Source organism: Prodigiosinella aquatilis, from assembly GCA_030388725.1.
Classification (GTDB): domain Bacteria; phylum Pseudomonadota; class Gammaproteobacteria; order Enterobacterales; family Enterobacteriaceae; genus Prodigiosinella; species Prodigiosinella aquatilis.
In genome coordinates, this window is the sequence record CP128857.1 from 926,931 (window position 1) to 944,973 (window position 18,043).

Annotated in this window: 16 protein-coding genes; 7 read left to right on the forward strand and 9 right to left on the reverse strand. The window is 46.5% G+C overall.

Translation table 11 applies throughout. The annotated features are described in order from the left end of the window. Positions 1 to 33: 33 nt before the first annotated feature. On the reverse strand, positions 34 to 309 hold the full coding sequence (locus PCO85_04430; GenBank protein WJV54697.1) for a hypothetical protein: 276 nt from the start codon (positions 307 to 309) through the stop codon (positions 34 to 36). Positions 310 to 354: 45 nt separating this feature from the next. Between PCO85_04430 and PCO85_04435 the strand changes: the two genes are divergently transcribed. Next, positions 355 to 1,071: a FadR/GntR family transcriptional regulator gene (locus PCO85_04435; protein ID WJV54698.1), complete on the forward strand. Its 717-nt coding sequence runs from the start codon at positions 355 to 357 to the stop codon at positions 1,069 to 1,071. Between the two features lie 226 nt (positions 1,072 to 1,297). Here PCO85_04435 and PCO85_04440 read toward each other — a convergent pair whose 3' ends face one another. After that, the gene (locus PCO85_04440; protein WJV54699.1) at positions 1,298 to 2,551 is read right to left on the reverse strand and encodes an enolase C-terminal domain-like protein; all 1,254 of its coding nucleotides are present in this window, start codon (positions 2,549 to 2,551) and stop codon (positions 1,298 to 1,300) included. 405 nt (positions 2,552 to 2,956) lie between these two features. Between PCO85_04440 and PCO85_04445 the strand changes: the two genes are divergently transcribed. The 3 genes from PCO85_04445 to idnD all read left to right on the forward strand — a co-directional run bounded on the left by PCO85_04445 (position 2,957) and on the right by idnD (position 6,247). Then, complete coding sequence (locus PCO85_04445; protein WJV54700.1) at positions 2,957 to 3,724, forward strand: SDR family oxidoreductase; 768 nt, start codon at positions 2,957 to 2,959, stop codon at positions 3,722 to 3,724. Between the two features lie 115 nt (positions 3,725 to 3,839). Further along, positions 3,840 to 5,204: an MFS transporter gene (locus tag PCO85_04450; GenBank protein WJV54701.1), complete on the forward strand. Its 1,365-nt coding sequence runs from the start codon at positions 3,840 to 3,842 to the stop codon at positions 5,202 to 5,204. Further along, complete coding sequence (gene idnD, locus PCO85_04455) at positions 5,204 to 6,247, forward strand: L-idonate 5-dehydrogenase (GenBank protein ID WJV54702.1); 1,044 nt, start codon at positions 5,204 to 5,206, stop codon at positions 6,245 to 6,247. Before PCO85_04450 ends, idnD begins: the two co-directional genes overlap by 1 nt. Before the next feature lie 317 nt (positions 6,248 to 6,564). Here idnD and PCO85_04460 read toward each other — a convergent pair whose 3' ends face one another. Next, positions 6,565 to 8,517 (reverse strand): MacB family efflux pump subunit, encoded by a 1,953-nt coding sequence (locus tag PCO85_04460; protein ID WJV55992.1) that lies wholly within the window; start codon positions 8,515 to 8,517, stop codon positions 6,565 to 6,567. 3 nt (positions 8,518 to 8,520) lie between these two features. Then, positions 8,521 to 9,729 carry an efflux RND transporter periplasmic adaptor subunit gene (locus PCO85_04465; protein ID WJV55993.1) on the reverse strand — a complete coding sequence of 403 codons (1,209 nt, stop codon included), beginning with the start codon at positions 9,727 to 9,729 and terminating at the stop codon, positions 8,521 to 8,523. 190 nt (positions 9,730 to 9,919) lie between these two features. Here PCO85_04465 and PCO85_04470 point away from each other — a divergent pair, with 190 nt between their 5' ends. After that, a complete protein-coding gene (locus tag PCO85_04470; protein WJV54703.1) occupies positions 9,920 to 10,600 on the forward strand; it encodes a response regulator transcription factor in 681 nt (226 codons plus the stop codon). After that, positions 10,600 to 11,952, forward strand: a complete 1,353-nt coding sequence (locus PCO85_04475; GenBank protein WJV54704.1) for an ATP-binding protein — start codon at positions 10,600 to 10,602, stop codon at positions 11,950 to 11,952. Before PCO85_04470 ends, PCO85_04475 begins: the two co-directional genes overlap by 1 nt. A gap of 43 nt (positions 11,953 to 11,995) precedes the next feature. Here PCO85_04475 and crr read toward each other — a convergent pair whose 3' ends face one another. The 5 genes from crr to cysZ all read right to left on the reverse strand — a co-directional run bounded on the left by crr (position 11,996) and on the right by cysZ (position 16,893). Beyond that, entirely contained in the window at positions 11,996 to 12,505 is a 510-nt protein-coding gene (crr, locus tag PCO85_04480; protein WJV54705.1) for a PTS glucose transporter subunit IIA, read from the reverse strand. A 41-nt stretch (positions 12,506 to 12,546) separates the two neighbouring features. Continuing rightward, positions 12,547 to 14,274, reverse strand: coding sequence for a phosphoenolpyruvate-protein phosphotransferase PtsI (ptsI, locus tag PCO85_04485; GenBank protein ID WJV54706.1), 1,728 nt, complete (start codon positions 14,272 to 14,274; stop codon positions 12,547 to 12,549). A 47-nt stretch (positions 14,275 to 14,321) separates the two neighbouring features. Then, positions 14,322 to 14,579, reverse strand: coding sequence for a phosphocarrier protein Hpr (gene ptsH / locus PCO85_04490; protein ID WJV54707.1), 258 nt, complete (start codon positions 14,577 to 14,579; stop codon positions 14,322 to 14,324). Between the two features lie 425 nt (positions 14,580 to 15,004). Further along, entirely contained in the window at positions 15,005 to 15,973 is a 969-nt protein-coding gene (gene cysK, locus PCO85_04495; protein WJV54708.1) for a cysteine synthase A, read from the reverse strand. A 146-nt stretch (positions 15,974 to 16,119) separates the two neighbouring features. Further along, on the reverse strand, positions 16,120 to 16,893 hold the full coding sequence (gene cysZ / locus PCO85_04500; GenBank protein WJV54709.1) for a sulfate transporter CysZ: 774 nt from the start codon (positions 16,891 to 16,893) through the stop codon (positions 16,120 to 16,122). 220 nt (positions 16,894 to 17,113) lie between these two features. On the opposite strand from cysZ, the gene zipA reads away from it, so the two are divergent. Next, complete coding sequence (gene zipA, locus PCO85_04505; GenBank protein WJV54710.1) at positions 17,114 to 18,037, forward strand: cell division protein ZipA; 924 nt, start codon at positions 17,114 to 17,116, stop codon at positions 18,035 to 18,037. Positions 18,038 to 18,043: the final 6 nt, after the last annotated feature.

The following is an 18,043-nucleotide window of genomic DNA, read 5'->3' on the forward strand; positions in this document are numbered from 1 at the left end:
TTCAACGGTGCCTGTTTTTTATGGGGAAAATAATTAGCCTGTCGGAAATACTGATAATTCATCGGGGAAGATGGCGTGACTGCGTCCGCACTCGGCATTGGCAATATTCCATTTATCACACTGCAACGTCGGGCCGATGATACCGGTGTCGTGCTGGCAATAATCATCATTTTCTTTCAACGGTGATATGGAAACCAGAAGATAATCCTTGGCAAGGCGGAAACAGAAAAAGGGTACTGTCAGTATTGGTGTCGCCACGTTTTCGTTAGATTCAGAGCACAAAACAGTGGGCAATGTTTCATGCCGCATGCTATACCAATGATATGTTGTAGGACAACTTATACGATAAGGATTATGAGCATCCAATCAATACAAAAACACAATGTCGTCGACGCGGTATATGAGCAAATTAAGGAAAAACTATTGGATGGCAGTTGGCCGGCAGGCTGTAAGCTCCCTTCAGAGTCTGAACTGACAACATCGTTTAATGTCAGCCGTGTCAGCATCCGTAGTGCCGTACAACGTTTACGCGATCTGGGTATTGTGATTACGCAGCATGGGAAAGGTAGCTTTGTTACTGAGAAACTCAATCTGCATACCTTGCTCAATGAGCAACAGCCGATCATGCATCTTAGTCGGGAAGAGTTTCACGATATGATGGTGTTCCGCCAGACTGTTGAATTCAAATGTATGGAGTTGGCGGTTCAGAATGCTACGACAGAGGATATTTCTGCGCTGGAACAGGCATTGAATCGCATGTTAATAAACAGGGATGACTATAAAAAATATTCTCAGGCAGATTTTGATTTTCACCTGGCAATCGCTAAGGCTTCACAGAACAAGGTATTCTACAATGTGATGAATTCCATTAAGGATAGTTATTACTATTACCTTGAGGAACTGAATCGGGCATTGGGTATCTCGCTAGAAAGTGTCGAGGCACATATCAAAGTCTTCATGGCTATCAAGAACCGTGACTCTTCTACCGCCGTAGCGGTACTCAATGAAGCAATGTCAGACAATGTTATTGCGATTGAAAAGCTAAAACAGTCAGTATCGGAAAATGAATAACTGATTGAAACAGTCGCACAGACAGACATTTCAGATTGCCTCAGGCTTATAGCAACGAGCTATAGCGGTGAGAATGGGGAGAAGGTAAAGATGCTGACATTACTGTAATCCCCGCTTTGCCATCCCTGACGCGCGTGTTTTACTCATCTATCCCACTATCATTTGTGGGCTCCATATATAGGTTTGTCCGCAATCTGAATGGCTGCCAGGCAGCCATTTTACCCTTTCAAGGACGGGATGCCGTGCCATCCGGCGTGCGGGCGTTGGTCCAGGATGGAATGCCGCCAATACAGGGGTACTTGGCGGCTTTATTTTCGTCAATATCAATTCCCAGCCCAGGACGTTCACTTAGATAGGCATAACCCTGCGTTATTTCCGGGCATCCGGGGAACACATCACGTAGCGCGTCATTTATCGGTGTGTACTCTTGAATGCCAAAGTTGGTTACGCTCATATCCAAATGCAGATTAGCGCAAACGCCTACTGGCGAAATGTCCCCAGGACCGTGCCAGGCGGTACGTACACCATGAATTTCACTTAGCGCCGCCAGTTTCCTGGCTGGGGTGATTCCGCCGATGGTACTGACATGGCAACGAATATAGTCGATCAGGTTATTGGTGATCAGCGGTTTCCAGTCATTGATGCTGGTAAATAACTCTCCCATTGAGATAGGCGTGGAGGATTGTTGGCGCAGCATCTTCAGCCAGTCGATGTTTTCTGGTGCTACGGGATCTTCAAGATAAAACAGCTGGTATTGTTCCAGGGTTTTCGCCAGGTGAATAGCGGCAATGGGTGTTACGCGCTCATGAACGTCATGAATGAACTCAATTCCGAACCCCAGTTTATTACGTAAGTGCTCGAACAAACGCGGTACGCTCTTTACATAAGCTTCAGGATCGAAATAGATACCCGGCGTGTTGTTGCGCGGAGAGCGTTTGGGTTGGATGTTTTTTGCTCGTGCCAATTGAGTGGCAATCAGTTTCAGATCGTCGGTACCCGCGCCGCCATACATGCCCATCTGACAACGGACATACTGGTATCCTTCCTCCATACGTGCACGGATATTGTCTTCGACTTCAAGCTCGTCACTTCCATCGGTATGAACATACAAAGGGATCCCATCGCGGCATCGGCCGCCAAGTAATTCATAGACCGGCATTCCGGCCAGCTTGCCTTTGATGTCCCACAATGCCATGTCCACGCCGGAGAGGGCATTATTCATAATCGGGCCATTTCGCCAGTATCCACTGACGCAGGCAGACTGCCAGATATCCTCAATACGAGTTGGCTCCTTACCAATAAGGAAAGGTGCCATATATTCGTTAATTGCAGTTTTAACTGCATGAATCCGTTGGGTAAAGGTAGCGCAGCCCAGGCCATAAAGGCCGGGTTGACTGGTCTCGATTTTTACCACTGCCAGATCAATTCCTCCTGGTGCTGTCAGGATGGTCTTCACTGCGGTGATCTTCACACTACTCACAGTAACTCCTTAATTTCAATGCTAAAACCAATTGGGTTTATTGTCCAATACGCAGACATATGCTCGTTCCCATCAACAACAAACATCCAGTTATTGCCTGTAATCATATTTATCAACTTATATGTCGTCATACAAGTTGTTTTTTTGATGTTTTATTTTTTCTACATTAGAAAAGAAAATGATGATGGCAATATTTTTTGTCATTATTGTTTATATTTATTTGAAAAATAAATAATTTTATTCATTTGATGAAGTTATCAAAAGTTTGTTTTGTGATCGTAATTACAAAAACAACCAATTTATGTTGATTTAAAAATAGCTGTATAACAATTTAAATACAAATGACGTCATACAAGTTGGTGATGTCTATTTCTTCTTTTAATGATGAAAAATGAGGACTTTGTTATGTCAGCTCTATTTGATTTAACAGGAAAAACAGCTTTGGTTACGGGTTCTGCTCGTGGTCTGGGTTTTGCCTATGCCGAAGGGCTGGCTGCTGCTGGTGCCAGTGTGATTTTAAATGACATACGAGAAGACTTACTGAATGCATCAGTACAGAAACTACGCGAGAAAGATTATCAGGCACATAGCATAGTTTTTGATGTCACAAATGAAGACGAGGTAGAAAGTGCGTTTGCCACGCTGGAGCAGCAAGGCCTGTACGTGGATATCCTGATCAATAACGCAGGTATTCAATATCGAAAACCCATGGTTGAGTTGGAACTGGAGCAGTGGAAACGCGTTATTGATACCAATCTGACCAGTGCCTTTATTGTTTCACGTGCTGCCGCAAAACGGATGATTTCCCGGGGGGATGGCGGAAAAATCATCAACATTGGCTCATTAACTAGTCAGGCTGCACGTCCTACTGTCGCACCTTATACTGCGGCAAAAGGTGGGATTAAACTACTCACCTGTTCCATGGCCGCAGAATGGGCGGAATTTAATATTCAGACCAATGCGATCGGCCCAGGCTACATCCTCACGGATATGAATACCGCTCTGATAGAGAATAAAGAGTTTGATGCTTGGGTAAAAGCCAGTAATCCCTCCAAACGTTGGGGACACCCGAAAGAACTGATTGGTACCGCTGTATTCCTCTCCTCTACCGCTTCTGACTACATCAATGGTCAGATTATATACGTCGATGGCGGTTGGCTGGCCGTGTTGTAACCAAGCCACATCTTACCTGATCAAGGCTCTACCCACGGCATTTTTCTGCCGTGGATTAAACCTGCTTATTTATCTGTTAATAAAAGAAAAACTAACAATTGACCAGGACAAAAAAATGAAAGCAACAAAATCAAGATTTTTTATTCTGTCACTGTTATTTACTGTGACGGCAATAAATTACATGGATAGAGCCAACCTTTCCGTCGCCGGGAGCAATCTTCAGTCCGAATTTGATCTAAGCGCCACTCAGCTTGGCCTGTTATTCTCGATGTTTACCTGGTTTTATGCCGCCAGCCAGATCCCGATTGGCTATGTGCTCGATCGTATTGGTTCGCGTATGTTATATGGCTCCGCCATCATACTGTGGAGCATATTTACCTTTATGATGGGGTTTTCTTCTCATCACCTGTTTGTCACCGCGACAGCCTCATTCATGATGTTGTTAACCTGCCGGGCATTGATCGGCGTGGCTGAAGCACCTTCTTTTCCTTCCAACACCAAGATCATCGCTACCTGGTTTCCGGATCATGAGCGTGCCCGTGCTACGGCCATTTACTCCAGCGCACAATATATTGGTCTGGCGCTGTTAACGCCGGTGCTGTCATTCATCGTGGCGATTTATGGCTGGGAAATGTCTTTTTATCTCTCTGGCGGTATGGGGATACTGTTCGGCGTTTATTGGCTGATGAAATACCGTGATCCTCAGCATAGTGATAAAACCAATCAGCTTGAACTGGACTATATTCGTGAAGGGGGGGGCTATGGCTCGGAAAATCAGACCCATGTCAGTGATAAAGTTCGTTGGAGTGATATCACTTTTTTCCTGAAGAAACGTACCATATGGGGACTGTTTATTGCCCAGTTCGCTTGTTCTTCCACCCTGTATTTCTTCTTGACCTGGTTTATCGTTTATCTGGAGAAAGGACTTAACCTGTCGATTGCCAAGGCTGGTCTGGGGGCATCCTTCCCGTACATGATGGCGATGGCTGGTGTCCTGTGCGGCGGTACCTTGAGTGACATGTTGTTGAAGAAAGGAAAGTCACGTACTTTTTCCCGCAAACTGCCAGTAATGTCCGGTTTGTTCCTGACAATGATTATCTGTCTGGTCAATTTCTTTGAAAACCAACCTGTGATTGCTATTGCGATCCTGTCTATCGCCTTCTTTGCAAATGCCTTTTCCAATCTTGGCTGGGTAGTATGGAGTGATATTATCCCGCGTAATTTTATTGGCACCATGGGGGGGTGCCTGAATATTTGCGGCAATCTTTCCGGTGTCATCAGTCCTATCGTTATTGGCGTAATTCTGCAGCGTACCAATAACTTTCATTATGCTATGTGGTACATCGCCGCTGTTGCCCTTATCGGGTTGCTGGCCTATGCCTTTTTGGTCGGAAAGATCGAAGTCATCGTCCCTCCTGAATCCGGAAAATCTTCAATACCGCAATCTACTGCGAAATCCCTTAATGTTGAGGCTAAATAATGAACCAAACAATGAGTTGTAAAGCCTGTTTCGCCTATGGTGAAAAAGATGTGCGTGTGGAACAGCGTGAACTGGAATACGGAGAGGATGATGTGCTGATAAAAGTGGACTGCGGGGGTATCTGCGGTTCTGACATTCACTACTACCAGCATGGACGAGCAGGTATGTCGATTCTGAAACAACCGATGGTCGTTGGCCACGAGTTTGTCGGTATCGTCAGCAAATCACCTATCGGTTCCAAATTATATGCCGGTCAGCATGTAGCCATTAATCCATCACAGCCTTGTAACCACTGTGAATTCTGTCTGGAAGGGAAACAGAATCTTTGTACTACCATGCGTTTTATGGGGAGCGCCCAGTTTACCCCACATGTTAACGGCGGATTCTCGGAATATGTGGTAGTGAATGAAAAACAATGTATTCCTTATGATGGGCAGACGCTTCCTAAAGTTATGGCTTTCGCCGAGCCTTTGGCTGTAGCCATTCACGCGGTGAATGTAGCTGGTTCATTGGTTGGCAAAAAAGTGTTGGTTATTGGTGCGGGGCCTATTGGTTGTTTGATTCTTGCGGCTGCACGCAGTGCCGGAGCCACTGAATTAGTGGCCTCCGACATCAGCAGCCGTTGTCTGGAATTAGCCCGTGAAATGGGGGCAACCGCTACATTTAACCCGATGGAGAAAGAACATGCTTCGCTCTATTTCGAAAATAACGGTTATTTTGATGTCGTATTTGAGGTTTCCGGCAGCGTGGCGGGCATCCAGTCTACTGTGTCGTTGACGCGACCGGCTGGCACTGTTGTGCAGGTCGGAATGGGCGCTGGAAATGTGGAATATCCGGTAATGTCGATGCTGGTGAAGGAAATTCGTTGGGTCGGATCATTCCGTTTTGTCGGTGAATTTGAAACCGCAGTACAGTGGTTACAAGATCACCGTATTGATCCGCTACCGTTACTGAGTGGTGAATATAAACCAGAAGATATTGAAATGGCGCTGATTACCGCTGCTGATAAAACAGTATCATCAAAAATACAGATTAAATTCTGAATATAATGTTTGAGGCGATCAATATGGGATTACCAGATATATTGACCGCCGTATAATGGCAGCTTATCCATATCTATACCCAATAGATTTCAAGTTCCAGGAAGGTGACAACCGAGTCAATCCCCAACTGCCCACCGCCAGTAAATGGCTGGCAGTGAGTGAGGGCAAACAACGCATCTGCAACTTGAAAGATGGCGGGTATAGTTAATAGAGAACGGCAAATATCCTGCCTCTTTTACTCAACCAGGAATTAGGGTAGCACTCTTGTGTGTGCTTTTTTCTCGATTCAGATAAGAATACGCCTATTTTTCATTAGATTACTCTCTTTCCAGTGCATGGATAGGTTGCATGTTTGCGGCCCGTTTAGCAGGGAAAAATCCAAATATCACGCCAATTAGGCTGGAGCATAAGAACGCTACAGTAATGGATGTGGTGGAATAAACCATGGAGAAGCTGCTGGTAAACTGCCTGAAGATAACGCCGGCAAGCAAAGACAGTATCACGCCCAGAAACCCACCAAGCAGACACACCAGAACAGCTTCAATCAGAAACTGCTGTAGAATATCGCTGGTGCGGGCACCGACCGCCATTCTAACGCCTATTTCTCGCGTTCTCTCCGTTACTGAAACCAGCATGATATTCATCACACCAATTCCACCGACAATCAGCGAGATCAGAGCGATCAGCGAAACCAGTAGTGTCATGGTCGATGTCGTTTTCTGAATGGTTTGGCGAATACTGTCCGTATTCATGATAAAAAAGTCTTTGGTGCCATGCTGGCGGGTCAACACCTGTGTGATACCTTGCTCGGCCATGCTGAGATCAACGTTATCTTTTACTCTCACCGTAATGCTTTTGAGATAGGACTGGCCCACCATACGCCACATCATGGTGGTGTAGGGGATCCAGACATTCAGATTGTCATCACTGCCGAAACCACTTTGTTTTCGGGTGATAACACCAATCACCCGACAGGGTAAAGAATCCAGCAGAATAACCTGCCCAATTGGGTTTTCCCCTGAACTGAACAGTTCTGCCCGGGTGTTTTGATCGATAACGGCGTCCTGGGTCAATTGCTTTACGCTGGATGGCGGAAAGGTAATGCCTTCATCAATGGTATATCCCCGTACAGTGAAAAACTGTTCACCTACGCCAGTGACATTGGTGGATACCGCGATGTTGCCATAGCGCAATGTAGCACTGGTGGAAAGTGAGGGGGTTATGCTATGAACATAAGGCTGTTCAGCCAGTGGTTTGATGTCGTTGGCCCGTAGTGTCTGGATCGCGCTGGAACGCATGTCACCAAAATTTTTGCCGGGGAAAATTTCCAGCGTACTGGTTCCCATGGCGTTGATATTTGCCAATACTTGTTGCTGTGATCCTTTGCCTAGCGCGACGACAGAAACGACGGAAGCGATACCGATAATGATGCCCAACATGGTCAGGAACGTTCTCATCCGCTGGGCATTCATGGCACGCAAAGCCATTTTAAAAGCGTTGAAAAAGCGGCCACGAAACTGGCTGAACGGATTCGCAGTGATGATCGTTGCCGCCGGTTTGGGCGTAACCACAGAGACAGTGGGGCTTGTCCTGCTGTCGGCGATAATTTCACCGTCCTTTATTTCGATAATTCTTTCGGCCAGTTGGGCAATGTTCATATCGTGAGTCACGATAATGATGGTCTGTCCTTGCTGGTGAAGCTCTCTCAATATATTCAGCACTTCCTGGCCGCTGGTGCTGTCCAGCGCCCCGGTGGGTTCGTCCGCCAGAATGACGTCGCCGCCATTCATCAGCGCTCTGGCAATGCTGGTACGCTGCTGTTGACCCCCCGACAGTGCATTTGGATGGTAGTGAAGGCGTTCTTTTAATCCCAGTCGGGACAACAATTCAATCGATCGTTGTTGACGTTCATGGCGTGTTTTTCCCGCATAAATAGCCGGTACTTCTACGTTATCCTGAACAGTAAGGTCGTTGAGTAAATGATAACGCTGAAAAATAAAGCCAAAATGTTCACGTCGCAGTTCAGCCAGTTGATCGTTGTTCTGTGAGAGAATTGAGCGTCCTGCAATTTTATAGTCGCCTTCAGAGGGCTTGTCCAGGCAGCCGAGAAGGTTCATGAGTGTTGACTTCCCGGAACCTGACGCACCAACAATCGCAACCATTTCTCCGCTCTGAATAGTGAGATCGATGTTCTTCAGGACATCGGTGGATTGATCGCCGTTAACGAAACGGCGCGTGACATTGGTGAGCTGAAGTAAAGGAATCGCCATCATTCAGAATCCCATCGGAGGGCCGGGACGCTGCTGTGTGGTGGTTGTCCCATTATTGTTTTGCTGACTGACAATCACCTCTTCACCGGCTTTAACACCTGACACCAACTGCACATAGACATTATCGCTAACCCCGGCCTTTACTTCTCTCGTTGATATTTCCCCTGAGGGGCCAACGACCTGAACCACATCCTTACCGTCCATCGTGCTTAATGCGGTAACCGGTACAACCAGCGCGTTTTTTACCGATGACAACAGAATATAGACCTGTGCCGTCATGGAAATCCGGAGGACTTCTCCTGGATTATCAATATCAAACAGACCGTAGTAGTAAATGGCACTACTGGAGGATGAGGTACTGCTTGAACTGGTCGTGCTGGTACTTGATGTGCTATCCGTGCTGGTGGATTCAGGGGCGGGTTCTATTGCACGTAATACGGCCTGATAGCGTTTCTTGGGGTTACCTAAAATAGTGAACCAGACCGGCATTCCGGGTTTGACTTTAATGACGTCAGCTTCTGATATTTTTGCTTCTACCGTCATGGTCTTCAGGTTGGCAACTTTGGCAATAGTGGGCGTGCTTTGTGCTGCATTGACTGTTTGGCCCTCTTCAACCGGAATCGATACGATAGAGCCGTCAATGGGAGAGCGGATTTTTGTGTATCCCAGGTTAACCTGGGCCGTGTTAACCGCAATTTTGGCCTGAATGATTTGTGCATCAAGTGCAGCTATTTCCGCCTGAGTGGCTTCCAAAGTAGTCTGTGTGCTATCGTAATCGGCCTGCACTCCCAGGCCTTTTTTCATTAGCATTTTCTGGCGTTGCCAACTGAGCAGATCGTTTCTCATTGTGGCTTGCTTAGCCAACCGTTGGGCCTGAATATTTTTTAACCCGGCTTCGCTGTCTTTAAGCGAGTTTTGTTGGGTAAGATCATCAATTTCTGCTAATAACTGGCCTTTTTTGACTTTATCACCCAATGCAATGCGCAATGTTTTTATCTGCCCTGAAACTTGCGCGCCTACGCTTACCTGTTTTTGTGCCTGAATGGTGCCATCGGCTAATACAGTTTGCTCTAAATCGCGGACCACAACCGGGGTGGTAATGTAGTGTACCGGAGTACCTTGATGGGCGAGGAACAGGGAGAAAAGCAGCGCAACGATTATTACTGACAACAATATCAGTAGCGAGCGGGCTGAAAGTAAACGCGATTTTATCAAGACAGGGGCTTCCTCACTGTTACTGCTAAACGAAAGGTATCGAGAGGTGATAATTTACGCTTCACTCCAGTAGTGAGGCGTAGTATTTCCTTAAGGGAAAGGTAAGAATTCCGTAAATCCGACTGCGAAGATTGATACTAGGCCTGACAATAGATTCTGTAATGTAAAAGTATAATGGGGATAATGTATGAAAATTTTACTTGTGGATGATGATGCAGAACTGGGAAACATGCTTTGCGAGTATCTGAGAGCGGAAGGATTCTCAGCTTCTCAGGTATTGACAGGAAAAGAAGGCATTGAAGGTGCAATGTCCGATCAGTATGCCGCAATGATTCTGGACATTATGCTGCCGGATATGAGTGGTATTGATGTTCTGCGTCATGTCAGGCGCAACCGTCAACTGCCAATCATTATGCTAACAGCCAAAGGTGACAATATTGATCGGGTCATTGGGCTGGAAATGGGGGCGGATGACTATGTACCGAAACCCTGTTATCCCCGAGAATTGGTTGCTCGGCTGCGGGCGGTATTCCGGCGTTATGAAGAAAAACCGGATAAAACCGATGACACCGGTATCGTTAGTTATGGCGATCTGGTGTTTAATCCAGCGACGCGTAGCAGTGAGTGGCGTGGTCAGTCGTTTGATCTTACGGCTTCTGAGTTTAATCTCCTGGAGCTGTTGGTGCGATCTCCTGAACGAGTAGTGACAAAAGACGAGCTGTCAGAAAAATGTCTGGGTCGCCAGCGTGAGGCCTATGATCGTAGTGTTGACGTGCATATCAGTAATATTCGCCAAAAGCTCATTGCCCTGGATGGATGTTCTTTGCTGATTGAAACAGTACGTAGTGTAGGTTATCGGATACGTTAATGATGTATGGGCGATTGTTCTGGAAAATACTGTTGGGGCTGTGGTTCACGTTTATTTTTATATCTCAACTCATGTGGGTGGGGTTCTCTTTTTATGGTGACCGGCGTGATCCACCGGAAGTTCAGGTGGAAAAACATGTTGGCACTTTACAGATAGCGCTAGCGACGCAGGCCCTGCAACAGGGAGGATTGCCTAGGTTAAAAGCGGTAGTAGCCACATGGCCGGAAAGTGAGCGTCGGTACTTAAAAGTCTTCACGAAAGATTTTCCCACACCAATAGATTTCATCATTGATAAGCACAGTGAGCCCGATAGTTTTTGGGATCGTTTCAGATCTTCACACAGGAACACCCTGACACAGGTTACCGGGCCAAACGGTGAGCATTACCAGCTCTATTTTGATACGAAGATCTGGCGTAAAGAGTTCTTGCCTGGGCTACCAGAGGTACAACAGTTTCTGCATCTGCCTGCACCGATGGTATGGATTGGCGTATTGGGCGGGTTGATTTTTAGCTGGATGTTGGCCTGGAACCTGACGCGTCCACTCAGTCAATTGCGCGCTGGGTTTGGGCGAGTAGCTCAGGGAGATTTATCAGTGCGATTGCTGCCCGTCATGCGGCGGCGTCATGATGAAATCAGTGATGTGGCCCGTGATTTTGACTCAATGTCCGAGCGGCTGGAAGTGCTGGTCAGTGCCAGAGAGCAACTGTTGCATGATGTTTCACATGAGCTGCGTTCACCACTGGCTCGTTTGCAACTGGCGATAGGATTAGTACGACAGAACGAAGGTAACCTGGAAAATTCATTACATCGTATTGAGCGTGAAGCTGAACGTATGGACAAAATGATCGGTGAGTTGTTGACATTGTCACGTACTGAAAACACGGCCGCTAATGAAGAATACTTTGACTTACTTGGGTTGGTGACGGCGGTGGTGAATGACGCCCGTTATGAGGCACAGGTTCCAGGGATTGAGATTACATTGAGCACCAGTGGATTTGATGATTATACGGTTACTGGTGTTTCAGAACTGATTCGTCGCGCAATTGACAATATTCTCAGGAATGCGCTGCGTTTTTCTTCGCCTGGGCAACTGGTGTCAGTTACTTTGGGACGAGATGAGCAGGAATGGATTATCGGTGTGGCTGATCAAGGGCCTGGTGTAGAGAAAAGTAAGCTTTCCAGTATTTTTGACCCGTTTATACGCATAGATTCGCCACTATCAGGTAAAGGATATGGCTTAGGTCTGGCGATTGCCCGCAAGGCAATACAGGCTCATGGTGGTAAGATTGAAGCAGAAAACCGGGGACAAGGCGGGTTACTGGTACGAGTCTGTATCCCACGCTGGAAATGAAAACGGCGCCTTCATCCAGGCGCCATTTATATAATAATCGGTATTATTTTTTGATGCGGATTATCGGCGTTTCTCCGACAACTACTGTCCCGGTCAGTTTGGTCAATTCTTTGATCTCATCCATATTGGAGATGACTACCGGTGTTAAGGTAGATTTAGCTTTCTCTTCCAGCAGAGCCAGATCGAATTCGATCACCAAATCGCCTTTCTTCACCCGCTGGCCTTCTTCCGCGATGCGTTTGAAACCTTCACCTTTCAGTTCGACGGTATCAATACCAAAGTGAACAAAGAGTTCGATGCCACTGTCTGATTCGATAGAAAAAGCATGGTTAGTTTCGAATATTTTACCGATGGTGCCGTCAACCGGGGCCACCATTTTGTTGCCTGTCGGTTTAATCGCTATACCATCACCTACGATTTTTTCGGCAAAAACAACATCAGGAACATCTTCAATATTTACGATTTCTCCGGACAGCGGGGCAATGATCACAATGCTGCCAGTGTCTTTTTTATCATCAGAAACCAGAGATTTCAGTTTATCGAACAAACCCATGATTCTCTCCTAAGCATTAATATTGGGTCAGCGTAGTGGTATCAGCAAAGTGTCTTTTCTTTAATGAACCGGCTTACCAGGTTACTTAACTCTTCTGCAGTTGGTAGGGTCATAGCCTGTTCCGCCAGCGCCTTCGCATCTTCGTAATTTGCATTACGAATTATTTTCTTGATGCTTGGGATAGAGATAGAACTCATGCTGAATTCATCCAGACCCATTCCCAATAACAGTAGTGTAGCACGTTCGTCTCCAGCGAGCTCACCACACATACCTGTCCACTTGCCTTCGGCATGAGATGCGTCAATTACCTGTTTGATCAGGGTTAATACCGCTGGGGACATCGGGTTATAGAGATGGGAAATCAGCTCATTACCACGATCTACAGCCAGAGTATACTGAGTTAAGTCGTTTGTCCCAATACTAAAGAAATCAACTTCCTTCGCCAGATGGTGAGCAATGGCTGCAGCTGCTGGTGTTTCCACCATTACGCCCATTTCGATATTCTCATCATAAGCTTTACTTTCTTCTTTCAACTGCACTTTCAGCATATTCAGTTCGGCTTTAAGGGCACGAACTTCTTCGACTGAAATGATCATCGGGAACATGATTCGCAGTTTACCAAATGCGGACGCACGCAAAATGGCGCGTAGCTGTGCATGAAGAATTTCTTTACGGTCAAGACAGATGCGAATAGCCCGCCAGCCGAGAAAAGGGTTTTCCTCTTTTGGCAGATTCATATATGGCAAATCTTTGTCGCCACCGATATCCATGGTGCGGACAATCACTGCTTGTGCACCTACGGCTTCAGCCACGGCCTTGTAAGCCTGGAACTGTTCTTCTTCTGTCGGGAATGTATCACGGTCCATGAACAGAAATTCTGTGCGGTACAGGCCAACACCTTCGGCGCCATTACGCTCGGCACCTGCTACGTCACGTACTGTACCAATGTTGGCACAGACTTCTACCTGATGACCATCCAGTGTTATGGCTGGCAGGTCTTTCAGTTTGGCGAGCTCATATTTTTCGGTGTTGTATTGCTGCTGAACCGTTTTTAGCTGGTCAATTGTTTCTTGGCTTGGGTTTTGATAAACCTTGTTGTTGACACCGTCCAGAATCAGAAAATCACCGTTTTTAACCTGCTTGGTGACGTCGGTGGTGCCCACAATGGCTGGCAATTCCAGTGAACGAGCCATGATAGAGGTATGTGATGTCCGTCCGCCAATATCAGTGATGAACCCCAGCACTTTGTCCAGATTTAACTGCGCAGTTTCAGATGGCGTCAGATCAGTTGCGACCAGAATCACTTCTTCCTGGATGTCGCCCAGGTCAACGATATTCATGCCGAGAATATTTTTCAGCAGACGCTTGCCAATGTCGCGCATGTCTGCCGCGCGTTCTTTCAGGTATTCATCATCAAGTTCTTCCAGCGCTTTGGCCTGGTTCTCGATAACAGAAAACGCCGCTGCATCAGCAGAGGCGTGCTCATCTTTAATCAGGGATATGATTTCCTGCTCGAATTCCTCATCTTCAAGTAACATGATATGCCCTTCGAAGATGGCTTCTTTCTCTGCACCCAGCGTTTCTGCCGCTTTGGTCTTGATCACTTCCAACTGTTTAGACGCTTTGGCGCGACCTTCCAGAAAACGGTCGACTTCCTTATTTACTTGATCTGCAGAGATTTTTTTTCGGTTGATGATAATCTCATCTTCTTTCAGTAAAAGTGCCTTACCAAAAGCGATACCGGGTGATACTAATATGCCTGAAATCATAACCTTACCTTACTTGATACTGATGTTCACTAAAAAGACCGTGCCGTTTATTCGAGCTCAGCCATCAGTTTAACCAGATGTTCAACAGCTTTCTGTTCGTCTTCACCTTCTGCTGAAATAGTAACAACAGTACCCTGAGTTAAACCGAGTGTCTGTAATTTGAACAAACTTTTTGCGCTGGCGCTTTTTCCGTTAGAAGCAACGGTAATTTCTGAAGCAAAGCCCTTGGCTTCCTTGACAAATTGGGCGGCGGGTCGCGTGTGTAAGCCATTCGGAGCGGTAATAGTCACTTCTTGTTGGAACATTCTGTTTTCCCCAACTTATTGGATTAAAAATTAATGTTGTGGAACTAAAGTTTAGTGTGTCCACCGAACTTTAGCCTGTTTGGTTAGCACCCTGAGCATGTTACAGGGGCAGGCCGGGATGCGGCAAGGAGACAACTTCACGTTTCCCTTATTACAATATCAGTAATAATCACCTGTTTTCTACTCGAACACTGGCAGTGTGGGAAGTTTACTTTCACTATTTCATCCCTACCAAGAGCGATTTTGCAAAAAGGATCTTAACGGATATTAATTTCACGCATCAAAATAATTGACCGGTTAAATACTAAACTTGGCTCGGAAAAGCAATGCATAAGTAATGGAAAGTTTGAAGTCTGCCGCAAAAAAGCACCCCGAGAGGTGCTTTTTTTAACATTTTGATTACTATTCGTGCGTATGGTGGAGGGTTACTGCTGTAGTTCCTGTTCGGTAAACAGATCCGCAAACAGGGCTGTACTCAGATAACGTTCACCGGAAGACGGTAAAATAACGACGATAGTTTTATTTGAAAATGCATCTTCTTTTAGTAGATTAAGTGCCGCAGCTACTGCTGCACCGGAGGAAATACCAGCCAGAATACCTTCCTCTTCCATCAACCGGCGGGCTGTCTGGATAGCCTCGTCATTGCTGATTTTCTCTACGCGATCAATCAGCTTCAGATCCAAATTGTCTGGGATGAATCCAGCACCGATGCCTTGAATCTTGTGTGGACCCGGCTTGATTTCTTCACCAGCCAGTGCCTGGCTTATTACCGGAGAATCAGTGGGTTCAACGGCGACAGTAGTAATCGCTTTACCTTTGGTGTTCTTGATGTAACGGCTTACTCCCGTTAATGTCCCCCCTGTACCCACCCCGGCGATGAATACATCCACTTGACCGTCGGTATCTTCCCAGATTTCCGGGCCAGTTGTTTTTTCATGAATTTCGGGGTTGGCCGGGTTACTAAACTGCTGCAGCATCAGATAACGCTGCGGGTCGCTGGCAACGATTTCTTCTGCTTTGGTGATGGCGCCTTTCATCCCTTTGGCGCCTTCAGTCAGTACCAGGTTGGCTCCCAGCGCCTTGAGCAACTTGCGGCGTTCAATACTCATGGTTTCCGGCATGGTCAGCGTCAGCTTATAGCCACGTGCAGCAGCAACGTAAGCTAAAGCAATACCGGTGTTACCACTGGTAGGTTCTACGAGTTCGATACCCGATTTCAGTACGCCACGTTTTTCCGCATCCCAAATCATATTGGCACCGATGCGGCATTTTACGCTGAAACTTGGGTTACGGGATTCAACCTTGACCAGGATGCGCCCATTACCGATACGATTCAGGCGAACCAGCGGCGTATGGCCGATTGTAAAAGAATTGTCTTCATAGATCTTGCTCATAGCCTGTCCTTTAATGACTGTATGAAATTTTTTGTGAACATCAGAGAGAATACCTGTTCATGGCGGCCAGTGAAGTAAGGAATCGTTATATCGTTATGTTCTTAGGAAATATATTTTCATCATTTACTTGATATCAACTGATTACATTACCGGCGTGGTTTTAGTGCCTCGGACAGATGGCGATAACGGTCAACCCACAACGCTGTTGCGCCACAAACCGCAACCGGCATGATAATCAGGTTAAGTACCGGGATGAGAGTAAACAAACTAATCAAGGCGCCAAACTGCAAATTGGTCATCTTGTGCTGCCGTAGTGCTTTTCGCATGACAGGAAAACTGACTTTATGGTTATCAAATGGATAATCACAATATTGTATTGCCAGCATCCAGGCACTGAACATGAACCAAATTACAGGTGCTAGTGTTTGACCGATTCCTGGTATGAAATAGAGCAGTAGCAATACCACTGCCCGAGGTAAATAATAGGCCAGTTTCTGAACTTCACGCTTCATGATGCGGGGAATATCTTTGGCGATGCTGATAATACCGCTGTCCGGCAGCGCTTTTCCGGTCAAGCGAGCTTCCAACTGTTCGGCCAGCAGACCATTGAACGGTGCGGCAATAAAATTGGTGATAGTGCTGAATAAGTAACTGAAAACCAGCAAGACAGAAATAACCGCCAGTGGCCAGATGAGATAACTTAGCCATTGCAGCCAATGTGGAATATCGGCCATGAGATGGGGTATCCAGTTATCTAGCTGATGCAACAGCCACCAGAAAGCGCCACTCATCAAAAGAACATTGATCAGCATGGGAAGAATGACAAAACGACGGATGCCGGGAAGAGAGAGCAAATGCCATCCTTTCACAAAGTAATAGATACCACTATGGTTGTTATCAGTGTATTGCAGGTCAGACATCTTGTCGGTCGCTCCATTAATTGCAGGTTATCGCATCATATAGAGATGATTTTCTGCTGGCTAGCGCGCTTTTGTATGAAAAAACAGCAAAAAGGTGCGAACTATCTATCTTTATTATCATAAACTACCGACCAGACTTGCACTTGTGTACACAGGCAAATAGAGTTAGTGGTATGAGGGTTTGCCGTGGTGGCAATGTATTGGAACAACTGGGATAGCAATGATGCAGGACTTGCGTCTGATATTAATCGTTGTTGGCGCGATCGCAATTATAGCACTGTTACTGCACGGCTTGTGGACAAGCCGTAAAGAGCGTTCGTCCCTTTTTCGAGATCGTCCCGTTAAGCGTATCAAGCCGGAGCGTACTGAAGCACCGCTTGAGGAGCTTGACGAAGGTGTGGGTGAAGTTCGTGTAAGGAAGACTCGAACGGAGAATGAACCATCTCTGGGTAGCTATAATACCCAGGGGCAGAATGCGGCTAACAAATCATCTGTCCCACCAAGTCAGCGTTCTATGTCAGCATCTGACGATGCTTACGATCCACTGTTGGGTGAAAACACGTCGGAGGACGTTTTTCATGTTCAGCATGATTCTGGTGTTGTACCACCTCGGCAGCATCCAAGGGATGACGATCAGCCTGTAGAGCCGCCTGAAACTTCCTATTCAGAATCTGGATTTGATGCACCGGTGGCAGAATCCGCACCTGAGGAGGATGCCGCAGCAAAAGAAGTCGTACTGGTGTTGCATGTTGCGGCCCACCACGGAGGTATCATTGGCGGTGAAGTGCTGTTGCAGAGTGTATTGCAGTCAGGTTTTCAGTTTGGTGAGATGAGTATTTTTCATCGTTACGTTAATCCTGCGGGCGGTGGTCCGGTGCTGTTTAGTCTGGCAAATATGGTGAAGCCAGGGTCTTTCAGTGTGGATGAAATGTCCGAGTTTTCGACGCCTGGTGTGTCAATCTTTATGATGGTGCCTTCCTACGGCGATGCCAATCAGAATTTCAAACTGATGCTACAGTCAGCCCAGCGTATTGCGGATGATGTGGGCGGCGTGGTGTTGGATGATGAACGGCGAATGATGACGCCGCAAAAGGTTGAGTCTTATAAAGCTCGAATTCGTGACGTACTGAAAGCCAACAGTTGATAGCAG

What these genes read in the sequence shown, in the direction of transcription:
- PCO85_04430 (WJV54697.1), bottom strand. Translation starts at nt 309, where the DNA reads ATGCGGCATGAAACATTGCCCACTGTTTTGTGCTCTGAATCTAACGAA.
- PCO85_04435 (WJV54698.1), top strand. Translation starts at nt 355, where the DNA reads ATGAGCATCCAATCAATACAAAAACACAATGTCGTCGACGCGGTATAT.
- PCO85_04445 (WJV54700.1), top strand. Translation starts at nt 2,957, where the DNA reads ATGTCAGCTCTATTTGATTTAACAGGAAAAACAGCTTTGGTTACGGGT.
- PCO85_04450 (WJV54701.1), top strand. Translation starts at nt 3,840, where the DNA reads ATGAAAGCAACAAAATCAAGATTTTTTATTCTGTCACTGTTATTTACT.
- idnD (WJV54702.1), top strand. Translation starts at nt 5,204, where the DNA reads ATGAACCAAACAATGAGTTGTAAAGCCTGTTTCGCCTATGGTGAAAAA.
- PCO85_04460 (WJV55992.1), bottom strand. Translation starts at nt 8,517, where the DNA reads ATGGCGATTCCTTTACTTCAGCTCACCAATGTCACGCGCCGTTTCGTT.
- PCO85_04470 (WJV54703.1), top strand. Translation starts at nt 9,920, where the DNA reads ATGAAAATTTTACTTGTGGATGATGATGCAGAACTGGGAAACATGCTT.
- PCO85_04475 (WJV54704.1), top strand. Translation starts at nt 10,600, where the DNA reads ATGATGTATGGGCGATTGTTCTGGAAAATACTGTTGGGGCTGTGGTTC.
- crr (WJV54705.1), bottom strand. Translation starts at nt 12,505, where the DNA reads ATGGGTTTGTTCGATAAACTGAAATCTCTGGTTTCTGATGATAAAAAA.
- ptsI (WJV54706.1), bottom strand. Translation starts at nt 14,274, where the DNA reads ATGATTTCAGGCATATTAGTATCACCCGGTATCGCTTTTGGTAAGGCA.
- ptsH (WJV54707.1), bottom strand. Translation starts at nt 14,579, where the DNA reads ATGTTCCAACAAGAAGTGACTATTACCGCTCCGAATGGCTTACACACG.
- cysK (WJV54708.1), bottom strand. Translation starts at nt 15,973, where the DNA reads ATGAGCAAGATCTATGAAGACAATTCTTTTACAATCGGCCATACGCCG.
- cysZ (WJV54709.1), bottom strand. Translation starts at nt 16,893, where the DNA reads ATGTCTGACCTGCAATACACTGATAACAACCATAGTGGTATCTATTAC.
- zipA (WJV54710.1), top strand. Translation starts at nt 17,114, where the DNA reads ATGATGCAGGACTTGCGTCTGATATTAATCGTTGTTGGCGCGATCGCA.